Below are 11,161 nucleotides of genomic sequence, written 5' to 3' on the forward strand. Positions count from 1 at the left end.
AACATCTGTTAAACAACAAAAAAATTGAGTTATACTCAAACTTCAAATTGAGAGTTTGATCCTGGCTCAGGATGAACGCTGGCGGCGTGCCTAATACATGCAAGTCGAACGCACTGTGGTTCAACTGATTTGAAGAGCTTGCTCTGATATGACGATGAACATTGCAGTGAGTGGCGAACGGGTGAGTAACACGTGGGAAACCTACCTCTTAGCGGGGGATAACATCTGGAAACAGATGCTAATACCGCATAACACTAGCAACCGCATGGTTGCTATTTGAAAGATGGTTCTGCTATCACTAAGAGATGGTCCCGCGGCGCATTAGTTAGTTGGTGAGGTAATGGCTCACCAAGACGATGATGCGTAGCCGAGTTGAGAGACTGATCGGCCACAATGGGACTGAGACACGGCCCATACTCCTACGGGAGGCAGCAGTAGGGAATCTTCCACAATGGACGAAAGTCTGATGGAGCAACGCCGCGTGTGTGATGAAGGGTTTCGGCTCGTAAAACACTGTTGTAAGAGAAGAATAGCATTGAGAGTAACTGCTCAGTGTCTGACGGTATCTTACCAGAAAGGAACGGCTAAATACGTGCCAGCAGCCGCGGTAATACGTATGTTCCAAGCGTTATCCGGATTTATTGGGCGTAAAGCGAGCGCAGACGGTTATTTAAGTCCGAAGTGAAAGCCCACAGCTTAACTGTGGAAGTGCTTTGGAAACTGGATAACTTGAGTGCAGTAGAGGAGAGTGGAATTCCATGTGTAGCGGTGAAATGCGTAGATATATGGAGGAACACCAGTGGCGAAGGCGGCTCTCTGGACTGTAACTGACGTTGAGGCTCGAAAGTGTGGGTAGCAAACAGGATTAGATACCCTGGTAGTCCACACCGTAAACGATGAGTGCTAGATGTTTGGGGGTTTCCGCCCCTAAGTGTCGCAGCTAACGCATTAAGCACTCCGCCTGGGGAGTACGACCGCAAGGTTGAAACTCAAAGGAATTGACGGGGACCCGCACAAGCGGTGGAGCATGTGGTTTAATTCGAAGCAACGCGAAGAACCTTACCAGGTCTTGACATCCTTTGACCACGCCAGAAATGGCGCTTTCCCTTCGGGGACAAAGTGACAGGTGGTGCATGGTTGTCGTCAGCTCGTGTCGTGAGATGTTGGGTTAAGTCCCGCAACGAGCGCAACCCTTATTACTAGTTGCCAGCATTCAGTTGGGCACTCTAGTGAGACTGCCGGTGACAAACCGGAGGAAGGTGGGGATGACGTCAAATCATCATGCCCCTTATGACCTGGGCTACACACGTGCTACAATGGCAAGTACAACGAGTCGCTAACCCGCGAGGGTACGCAAATCTCTTAAAGCTTGTCTCAGTTCGGATTGTAGGCTGCAACTCGCCTACATGAAGTCGGAATCGCTAGTAATCGCGGATCAGCACGCCGCGGTGAATACGTTCCCGGGTCTTGTACACACCGCCCGTCACACCATGAGAGTTTGTAACACCCAAAGCCGGTGAGGTAACCTTTTAGGAGCCAGCCGTCTAAGGTGGGATAGATGATTAGGGTGAAGTCGTAACAAGGTAGCCGTAGGAGAACCTGCGGCTGGATCACCTCCTTTCTAAGGAAAATCGGAAACCTACACATTCGCATTGAAACGATATTTAGTTTTGAGTGGTTTACACTCAATGTAATACACGAGAGAAGAACCTCGGGACTGTAGCTCAGCTGGTTAGAGCGCACCCCTGATAAGGGTGAGGTCGGAGGTTCGAGTCCTCTCAGTCCCATTCTAACGGGGAATTAGCTCAGCTGGGAGAGCACCTGCTTTGCAAGCAGGGGGTCATCGGTTCGATCCCGATATTCTCCATTGCCACTCACGTGGCAGTGACTTAGATCTTTGAAAACTGAATAATATTGTAAATTTTAAATTCATTTCAAATTAATTATTTAATTAAATTGAGCCGAAAAAAATACACCGCGTAATTTTTTGAGTTTTTTAAATTAGTTTAAATCGCATGTGGCCTTGAGCCACATACTCAAACTTGAATCATCAACGTAAGTTGATAGGTTAAGTTATTAAGGGCGCATGGTGGATGCCTTGGCACTAGGAGCCGATGAAGGACGGGACTAACACCGATATTCCCCGGGGAGCTGTAAGTGAGCTTTGATCCGGGGGTTTCCGAATGGGGGAACCCAGCTTGTGTATGCAAGTTATCACCTGATGAATACATAGTCAGGTTGAAGGTAGACGTTGTGAACTGAAACATCTCATTAGCAACAGGAAGAGAAAGAAATATCGATTCCGTCAGTAGCGGCGAGCGAAAACGGAAGAGCCCAAACCAATGTGCTTGCACATTGGGGTTGTAGGACTGTCGTTGTGGAGTTACAAAGTTGTTTGTTAGCAGAATCAGCTGGGAAGCTGAGCAGGATAGGGTGATAGCCCCGTATGCGAAAACGAACAACCTCCCGTACAGGATCCTGAGTACGGCCGGACACGTGAAATCCGGTCGGAATCCGCGAGGACCATCTCGCAAGGCTAAATACTCCCTAGTGACCGATAGTGAACCAGTACCGTGAGGGAAAGGTGAAAAGCACCCCGGAAGGGGAGTGAAAAAGTTCCTGAAACCATGTGCCTACAAGAAGTCAGAGCCCGTTAATGGGTGATGGCGTGCCTTTTGTAGAATGAACCGGCGAGTTACGATAACGTGCAAGGTTAAGGTGGAAAGACCGGAGCCGTAGCGAAAGCGAGTCTGAAATGGGCGCTTGAGTACGTTGTTGTAGACCCGAAACCAGGTGACCTACCCATGTCCAGGGTGAAGATGCGGTAAAACGCATTGGAGGCCCGAACCCGTGCATGTTGAAAAATGCTGGGATGAGGTGTGGGTAGCGGTGAAATTCCAATCGAACTTGGAGATAGCTGGTTCTCTCCGAAATAGCTTTAGGGCTAGCCTCGGAATGAAGCGTGTTGGAGGTAGAGCACTGTTTTGGTGCGGGGCCCATCTCGGGTTACCAAATTAAGATAAACTCCGAATGCCAATCACGTATGTCCGGGAGTCAGACAGTGAGTGATAAGATCCATTGTCGAAAGGGGAACAGCCCAGATCGTCAGTTAAGGTCCCTAAGTGTGTGTTAAGTGGAAAAGGATGTGGAGTTGCATAGACAACTAGGATGTTGGCTTAGAAGCAGCCACCATTTAAAGAGTGCGTAATAGCTCACTAGTCGAGTGATTCTGCGCCGAAAATGTACCGGGGCTAAACACACCACCGAAACTACGGGTGCCACGTAAGTGGCGCGATAGGAGAGCGTTCTATGGGCGATGAAGTCAGACCGTGAGGACTGGTGGAGCGCATAGAAGTGAGAATGCCGGTATGAGTAGCGAAAGACAGGTGAGAATCCTGTCCACCGTATGACTAAGGTTTCCTGGGGAAGGCTCGTCCTCCCAGGGTTAGTCGGGACCTAAGGCGAGGCCAAGAGGCGTAGTCGATGGACAACAGGTTGAGATTCCTGTACCAGGTGAACATGTTTGAACGATGGAGGGACGCAGAAGGCTAACAGATCCCAGCTGATGGATATGCTGGGTTAAATCATAAGTCTTAGAGTGAGTTAAATGCTTGCTCTTCCAAGGACAAGTGATGATGAGGACCGAAATAAAGTAGGGAAGTCTGTGATGTCACGCTGCCAAGAAAAGCTTCTAGTTAGTGTTTACCTGCCCGTACCGCAAACCGACACAGGTAGTCGAGGAGAGCATCCTAAGGTGAGCGAGTGAACTCTCGTTAAGGAACTCGGCAAAATGACCCCGTAACTTCGGGAGAAGGGGTGCTCAGCGAAAGCTGAGCCGCAGTGAATAGGCCCAGGCGACTGTTTATCAAAAACACAGGTTTCTGCAAAATCGTAAGATGACGTATAGGGGCTGACGCCTGCCCGGTGCTGGAAGGTTAAAAGGAGTGCTTAGCGCAAGCGAAGGTACGAATTGAAGCCCCAGTAAACGGCGGCCGTAACTATAACGGTCCTAAGGTAGCGAAATTCCTTGTCGGGTAAGTTCCGACCCGCACGAAAGGCGTAACGATCTGGGCACTGTCTCAACGAGAGACTCGGTGAAATTTAAAGACCCGTGAAGATGCGGGTTACCCGCGACAGGACGGAAAGACCCCATGGAGCTTTACTGTAGCTTGATATTGAGTGTTTGTGCAGCTTGTACAGAATAGGTAGGAGCCGTTGAGATCGGAACGCTAGTTTCGAAGGAGGCATCAGTGGGATACTACCCTCGTTGTATGACCACTCTAACTCACATCGCTTATCGCGATGGAAGACAGTGTCTGGCAGGCAGTTTGACTGGGGCGGTCGCCTCCTAAAAGGTAACGGAGGCGCTCAAAGGTTCTCTCAGAATGGTTGGAAATCATTCGTAGAGTGTAAAGGCACAAGAGAGCTTGACTGTGAGACTTACAAGTCGAGCAGGTACGAAAGTAGGACTTAGTGATCCGGTGGTTCCGCATGGAAGGGCCATCGCTCAACGGACAAAAGCTACCCTGGGGATAACAGGCTTATCTCCCCCAAGAGTCCACATCGACGGGGAGGTTTGGCACCTCGATGTCGGCTCATCGCATCCTGGGGCTGTAGTCGGTCCCAAGGGTTGGGCTGTTCGCCCATTAAAGCGGTACGCGAGCTGGGTTCAGAACGTCGTGAGACAGTTCGGTCCCTATCCGTCGCGGGCGTAGGAAATTTGAGAGGAGCTGCCCTTAGTACGAGAGGACCGGGGTGGACGTACCTCTGGTGTATCAGTTGTTCCGCCAGGAGCATCGCTGAGTAGCTATGTACGGATGAGATAAACGCTGAAAGCATCTAAGTGTGAAACTCGCCTCGAGATGAGATTTCCCATTCTTTATGAAGTAAGACCCCTCAAAGATGATGAGGTAGATAGGCTAGAAGTGGAAGTGCAGTGATGCATGGAGCGGACTAGTACTAATGGTTCGAGGACTTAACCAAGTTGAACAAAACGTGGTGTTAAGGCTCAATTAAAGAGTGAAGTAAAATTTACATATTATTCAGTTTTGAGAGACGTAAGTCTTGAATATACCGTGTTGTGATGATGGCATTGAGGCCACACCTGTTCCCATACCGAACACAGAAGTTAAGCTCAATAGCGCCAAAAGTAGTTGGGGGATCGCCCCCTGCGAGGATAGGACATCGCAATGCATATATGGACGTTTAGCTCAGCTGGGAGAGCACCTGCCTTACAAGCAGGGGGTCACAGGTTCGATCCCTGTAACGTCCATCACGAAACCACTCCTCGAGAGTGGTTTTTTTGTCTATTCAGGACAAAATTATTTGATATACTATAGTAATACTGATTTTAGGCGTTAGTCTAGAAGGAAGAGGGAATCAAAATGGCTGAAGATTATGCAATTAAATATGAGCTTCTTCACGTTGAAAAGGATACGGGAGCTCGTTTAGGAAAGATTACAACACCACACGGTGAAGTGATGACACCAATGTTTATGCCGGTGGGAACACAAGCAACTGTTAAAAACGTGTCACCACGTGAACTAAAAGAAATTAACTCACAATTTATTCTGTCAAACACTTACCATCTATGGTTGCGCCCAGGTGATGAATTAATCGCTGAAGCAGGTGGATTGCACAAGTTTATGGGATGGAATGGGCCTATTTTGACTGATTCAGGTGGATTCCAAGTTTGGTCATTGGCCGCAAACAATAGTATTAAAGAAGAAGGGGTAACTTTCAAGAACCATTTAGATGGAAGTGAAATGTTCCTATCTCCTGAAGTGGCAATGCGTATCCAAAATAACTTGGGTTCAGATGTGATGATGCAACTGGACGAAGCAATTCCATACTTTGAAACATATGATTATGTGAAAGAATCTGTGGAACGCTCAGCGCGCTGGGCTGAACGTGCGATCAAAGCACATAAGCGTCCACATGACCAAGCTTTGTTTGGAATTGTGCAAGGGGCTGGATTTAAAGACTTACGTAAGCAATCTGCGGATGCGCTTGTAGCCATGGATTTGCCTGGATATGCCGTTGGTGGTCTATCAGTTGGAGAATCAAAGGAAGAAATGAATCGTGTGCTGGACTTTACAGTACCTTGGTTGCCTGAAAACAAGCCACGCTACTTGATGGGAGTGGCTGCGCCAGACTCATTAATTGACGGTGCCATTCGTGGAATTGATATGTTTGACTGTGTGCTACCAACACGTGTTGCTCGTAAAGGAACTTTGATGACAAAGTATGGGCGTATTGTGATTACCAACGCGAAATACAAGAACGACTTTTCACCATTGGATCCAGATTTAGACGATTACGGATCAACACACTTTACCAAGGCATACTTGCATCACTTGTTTAAGGCAAATGAACTATTGGCACAGAATATTGCCAGTGTTCATAACCTACGTTATTTGTTAAAATTAATGGAAGACATGCGTACAGCTATTGCGGAAGATCGCTTGCTTGATTTCCGCGCAGAAGTCATGGAAAACTATGGTTACAATAAAGCCAATGCACGTTTATTCTAAAACCCTCGGAGGATTTTGATCATGCAACAACAACTACTTTTAATCGCTCTTATGTTCGGAGCAATGTACTTCTTTGTGATTCGTCCACAAAAGAAGCGCCAAACTAGCCACCAAGAAATGATTAACAACTTGAAGGCCGGTGCCAAGATCATCACTATCGGTGGTTTGCATGGCGAAATTAAGTCAATCAACGAAGAAGCAAAGACTTTCTACTTGGATGCGGATGGTGCCATCTTGAAGTTCGAAATGTCAGCAATTCGTACTGTTGTGCCTGCAGAAACAGCTGTAGAAAACAACGTCGTTGAAGACGATACAGAAGAAAAGTAATCTTGAAGAATTCAAAGTCACCAACGACTTTGAATTTTTTTGTTTCTAGGAGGTGAGTATGGCTGACTTATTTGAAATTCCAATTCAATTAGAAACTCACCGGACGATTCTACATGTTGATATGGACGCCTTTTATGCGCAAATTGAAATGCGTGATCATCCTGAATATCGAGATCAAGCAATTATCTTGGCACAAGATCCACGTAAAAATGGTCATCGAGGGGTCGTTGCGACAGCGAATTATCATGCTCGTCAATTAGGCGTGCATTCTGCTATGAATGCAAATGAAGCATTGAAATTAGCACCAGATGCACTATTTGTGGAGCCGAATTTCACAAAGTATCAAGCAGTATCAGCACAAGTTCGTGAAATTTTTAGTCGTTTAACACAGAAAATTGAACCTGTTGCGTTTGATGAAGCGTATTTAGATATCTCTGATTTAGAGGGGAATCCACTCCATTTAGCACATAATTTGCAGCAAACAATCTATGAAGAACTATCTTTAACTTGTTCAGTAGGTGTCTCATTTAATAAGTTTTTAGCCAAACTGGCTTCCGAGCATAATAAGCCAGCCGGGTTTACGTATATCCAAGAGGAAGATATTCGGTCATTTTTAGATCCTTTACCAATTGAAGATATCCGTGGCGTAGGGAAAAAGACCGCTGAAAAAATGCATGAATTAAACATCGAGACTGGATACGATTTATATCAAGTGGACCAAAGTGTATTACGTCTTGAATTCGGTAAACTTGGCTTTAGTTTGTATGAACGAATTCGTGGCATGGATTTAAGACCAGTTGAATGGGAGCGCGAACGTAAATCTATTGGTAAAGAACATACGTATGGTTCAGTCGTTGATACGGAAGAAGAAGTCCTACAAGAATTGAAATTAATCGCAAGCGAGTTAGCAGATAACTTAGAACGTAAAAAAATGCATGGGCAAACACTGGTGTTAAAGGTTCGAAGTGATTCTTTTGTTACACGAACGCACCGGGTCTCATTTAATGATCCGGTGGAAAACGACAGCTATGTTATTTGGCGCTTGGCACAAGATATTTGGGAAGATTTAGGTGGCTATCAGGAACCATTACGACTAATTGGATTAACGATGACGAACTTAACCCCAATAACGTTTAAAAATATTAGTCTACCTTTATATCAGGAGTAGCGTTAAATATGGTATACTAAAGGGAAAATTGTTCAGTAAAGGAAATTAGAAAATATGAGTGCGCAAACACAAATCATGGCTCAAATTGAAGCCGCTTCAAGCATTGTGATTCACCGTCATCAACGTCCTGATCCAGACGCGGTTGGTTCACAACAAGGGCTTGCTAACATTTTAAAGACTACTTTCCCTGAAAAGAAAATTTATTCTGTAGGGAAGCAAGTTCCAAGCATGGCTTGGATGGGCGAAATGGATATTATTCCAGATGAAGTCTATGATACGGCGCTTGTAATCGTGACTGACACGGCCAACGAACCGCGTGTTGACGATCGTCGTTATGATTACGCAAAGACATTGATTAAGATTGATCACCATCCAAATGACGAACCATTTGGTGATTACTCATGGATTGATGACACAGCGTCTTCAACATCTGAAATGATTTACCGTTTCTACGATGAATTTTCTGATAAGTTAAAGATGACTCGTGAAGGGGCATCATACCTATATTCAGGAATTATTGGTGACACTGGCCGCTTCTTGCACGCCACAACACCAACAACAATGGAAACCGCTGCGGCATTGATGCGCTTTGGTTTTGATTGGACAGCAATGACACAACGTATGGACACTATTACACCTGAAGCAGCCAAGGGGACTGGTTACGTCTATGACCACATGACACTGACACCAGAAGGTGTGGGTTACATTATTCTTGAACATGAAACACTAACCGAATTTGGTTTGGGTGATTTCAGTACAGCATTTATCGTGCCAGTACTTGGAAGTATTGATCAAGCGAAGGCATGGGTTGTCTTTGAAGAACAAGAAGAAGGCTTCTATCGTGCCCGTTTGCGCTCACGTAATATTGTAATTAATGATATTGCGAAGCGTCATGGTGGTGGTGGACATAAGTTTGCTTCTGGTGCAATTGCAGAAAACATTGATGAAGTACATGACATAATCAATGAGATGAAAGAGACAGTTAAGGAGCAAGCCTAATGGCTAAATTTACAGATTATAACTTACGTCCCGAAATTTATCGTGGACTTGAAGCAATTCGCTTCACAACACCAACTCCAGTTCAAGAACGTTTCATCCCAGTTGTCCTACAAGGACGCTCAGTGGTGGGACAATCACAAACTGGTTCAGGTAAGACACACGCATTTTTGATTCCGATTTTCCAAAAGTTGAACATTGAAGCAAAGCAAGTGCAAGCAATTATCACAACACCTTCACGTGAATTAGCACAACAAATTTACGATGCTAGCCAAAAGATGGCTGACGCCTTCCCAGAAGACGCACGTCCAAAGGTAGGGGTATACGTTGGTGGAACTGACAAGGCACGTCAAATCCAACAATTGCAAGCGAACCAACCACAAATCGTGATTGGAACACCTGGTCGTATCAAGGACTTGTACAAGAGTGGGGCTTTGAACATCCACACTGCCAAGACTTTGGTTATTGACGAAGCGGACATGACAATGGACCTTGGGTTCATGCCTGAAGTTGACGCAATTGCGGGTGCATTGCCAGAAGATCTACAAATGTTGGTCTTCTCAGCAACTATTCCACAAAAGCTACAACCATTCTTGAAGAAGTACCTATCAAACCCAGTTGTGGATGAAATTCCAACTACAACAGTTATTGCCCCTACAATCGAAAACATCTTGTTGGAGACTAAGGGTAAGGAAAAGGATCAAGTGATTTACGATCTTTTGACAATGGGAGATCCCTACATGGCTTTGGTGTTCACAAACACTAAGGAACGTGCCAAGCAATTGTCACGTAGCCTAAAGGAAAAGGGATTGAAGGTTGCGGAAATTCACGGTGGCATTCAACCACGTGAACGTCGTCGTACAATGAACCAAATTCAACACTTGGACTACCAATATGTCGTTGCGACTGACTTGGCTGCCCGTGGAATTGATATTCCAGGTGTATCTTTGATCATTAACGATGGTATTCCAAATGACCTAGAATTCTTCGTTCACCGTGTTGGACGTACAGGACGTAATGGTATGGAAGGTCGTGCCATCACATTGTACTCACCGGATGAAGAAGGTAAGGTTGCGGAAGTTGAACAACTAGGTGTTCACTTCGAACCGATGGAATTGAAGAAGGGTGAATTGAAGCCTGGATTTGACCGTCGTCGTCGTAAGCAACGTTCAAAGTCATCTGAAAAGCTAGATCCAACAATGATTGGAATGGTTAAGAAGAAGAAGAAAAACATTAAGCCTGGTTACAAGCGTCGCATCAAGAACGAAATCGCTCGTGATGCGAAGTACAAGAAGCGTATTGAACAACGTCAAACTGACCGTGCAACACGTAAGGCTCGTAAGCAACAAGGTTAATCAATCAAGCTGACTTAGGTCAGCTTTTTTTGTGCCTGAAAACCCAGATGGTCCAGACCATTCGATACCATCAAAAGTGGATATTCAAAACTTTTTAAGGTTAACTATGCTATACTTGTAAAAAAATATTAGTACATAAGTAAGCATTCGGGAAAAGGGGCAAAACAATGAAGGCGCACTCGCTGTCAGATAAAGAAAAAGCAGAAATGGGACAACTGTATAATTTCGATAAATCTAAGGAATTGAAGGAATTACGTTTAATCGCGCAGAACCGTTGTTTCCAGTTTAATCAACTCTTGCCAGTTCAAGTTGATGCACAACAAGCCTTGTTATCAGATTTCTTTGCGCAAGCAGGGGATGATTTGACTATTATGGCACCATTCCATTGTGATTATGGTGAAAATATCTTTGTGGGTAAGAATTTTTATGCACAATATAATTTGGTTATCTTGGATGCAGCCACTGTTAAAATTGGGGATAATGTGGTGGTTGGTCCTAACTGTACATTTACAACGTCAGGCTATCCGTTAGATGTGGAACAACGTGAATCAGGACTTGAATATGCCTACCCAATTACAATTGGGGATGATGTTTGGATTGGAGCTAACGTGGTGATTAATCCGGGTGTAACTATTGGGAACGGTGCGGTGATTGGTTCTGGTGCCGTCGTCACACACGACATTCCAGAGAACGTTGTTGCAGCCGGTAATCCAGCTGATGTTATGCGTGAACTCCGTTATGAAGATAAGCTAAAATATCAATAAACGACTGTAAAAGAGTAT

The 11,161-nt window shown here is 45.3% G+C and carries 6 protein-coding genes, 3 tRNA genes and 3 rRNA genes; all 12 read left to right on the forward strand.

What is annotated here, in order from left to right:
* The first annotated feature begins 43 nt into the window (after nucleotides 1–43).
* The 12 genes from KHQ31_RS02250 (at nucleotide 44) to KHQ31_RS02305 (ending at nucleotide 11,143) form a co-directional block, all read left to right on the forward strand.
* Nucleotides 44–1,621: ribosomal RNA gene (locus tag KHQ31_RS02250) — 16S ribosomal RNA — on the forward strand.
* Nucleotides 1,622–1,713: 92 nt separating this feature from the next.
* Nucleotides 1,714–1,787, forward strand: a tRNA-Ile gene (locus tag KHQ31_RS02255).
* Between the two features lie 7 nt (nucleotides 1,788–1,794).
* Nucleotides 1,795–1,867, forward strand: a tRNA-Ala gene (locus KHQ31_RS02260).
* Between the two features lie 199 nt (nucleotides 1,868–2,066).
* A 23S ribosomal RNA gene (locus tag KHQ31_RS02265) occupies nucleotides 2,067–4,983 on the forward strand.
* A 93-nt stretch (nucleotides 4,984–5,076) separates the two neighbouring features.
* Nucleotides 5,077–5,193 (forward strand): 5S ribosomal RNA (gene rrf, locus KHQ31_RS02270).
* Together the 16S, 23S and 5S rRNA genes with 3 tRNA genes alongside form the textbook arrangement of a ribosomal RNA operon.
* Nucleotides 5,194–5,199: 6 nt before the next feature.
* Nucleotides 5,200–5,272, forward strand: a tRNA-Val gene (locus KHQ31_RS02275).
* A gap of 112 nt (nucleotides 5,273–5,384) precedes the next feature.
* Nucleotides 5,385–6,533 carry a tRNA guanosine(34) transglycosylase Tgt gene (tgt, locus tag KHQ31_RS02280; RefSeq protein WP_213409375.1) on the forward strand — a complete coding sequence of 383 codons (1,149 nt, stop codon included), beginning with the start codon at nucleotides 5,385–5,387 and terminating at the stop codon, nucleotides 6,531–6,533.
* 21 nt (nucleotides 6,534–6,554) lie between these two features.
* Nucleotides 6,555–6,860, forward strand: coding sequence for a preprotein translocase subunit YajC (gene yajC, locus KHQ31_RS02285; RefSeq protein WP_213409376.1), 306 nt, complete (start codon nucleotides 6,555–6,557; stop codon nucleotides 6,858–6,860).
* Nucleotides 6,861–6,918: 58 nt separating this feature from the next.
* Complete coding sequence (gene dinB, locus KHQ31_RS02290) at nucleotides 6,919–8,028, forward strand: DNA polymerase IV (protein ID WP_213409377.1); 1,110 nt, start codon at nucleotides 6,919–6,921, stop codon at nucleotides 8,026–8,028.
* A gap of 54 nt (nucleotides 8,029–8,082) precedes the next feature.
* The gene (locus tag KHQ31_RS02295; protein ID WP_213409378.1) at nucleotides 8,083–9,027 is read left to right on the forward strand and encodes a DHH family phosphoesterase; all 945 of its coding nucleotides are present in this window, start codon (nucleotides 8,083–8,085) and stop codon (nucleotides 9,025–9,027) included.
* Nucleotides 9,027–10,379 carry a DEAD/DEAH box helicase gene (locus tag KHQ31_RS02300; protein WP_213409379.1) on the forward strand — a complete coding sequence of 451 codons (1,353 nt, stop codon included), beginning with the start codon at nucleotides 9,027–9,029 and terminating at the stop codon, nucleotides 10,377–10,379. The genes KHQ31_RS02295 and KHQ31_RS02300 overlap by 1 nt, the downstream gene beginning before the upstream one ends.
* A 167-nt stretch (nucleotides 10,380–10,546) precedes the next feature.
* Entirely contained in the window at nucleotides 10,547–11,143 is a 597-nt protein-coding gene (locus KHQ31_RS02305; protein ID WP_213409380.1) for a sugar O-acetyltransferase, read from the forward strand.
* Nucleotides 11,144–11,161 lie beyond the last annotated feature (18 nt).

It is taken from the genome of Weissella ceti, assembly GCF_018394055.1.
GTDB classification, from domain to species: Bacteria; Bacillota; Bacilli; order Lactobacillales; family Lactobacillaceae; genus Weissella; species Weissella ceti.

Bases quoted from the DNA above. Each gene is read 5' to 3' on its own strand.
- dinB (WP_213409377.1), top strand. From the start codon at position 6,919: ATGGCTGACTTATTTGAAATTCCAATTCAATTAGAAACTCACCGGACG.
- KHQ31_RS02295 (WP_213409378.1), top strand. From the start codon at position 8,083: ATGAGTGCGCAAACACAAATCATGGCTCAAATTGAAGCCGCTTCAAGC.
- tgt (WP_213409375.1), top strand. From the start codon at position 5,385: ATGGCTGAAGATTATGCAATTAAATATGAGCTTCTTCACGTTGAAAAG.
- KHQ31_RS02300 (WP_213409379.1), top strand. From the start codon at position 9,027: ATGGCTAAATTTACAGATTATAACTTACGTCCCGAAATTTATCGTGGA.
- yajC (WP_213409376.1), top strand. From the start codon at position 6,555: ATGCAACAACAACTACTTTTAATCGCTCTTATGTTCGGAGCAATGTAC.
- KHQ31_RS02305 (WP_213409380.1), top strand. From the start codon at position 10,547: ATGAAGGCGCACTCGCTGTCAGATAAAGAAAAAGCAGAAATGGGACAA.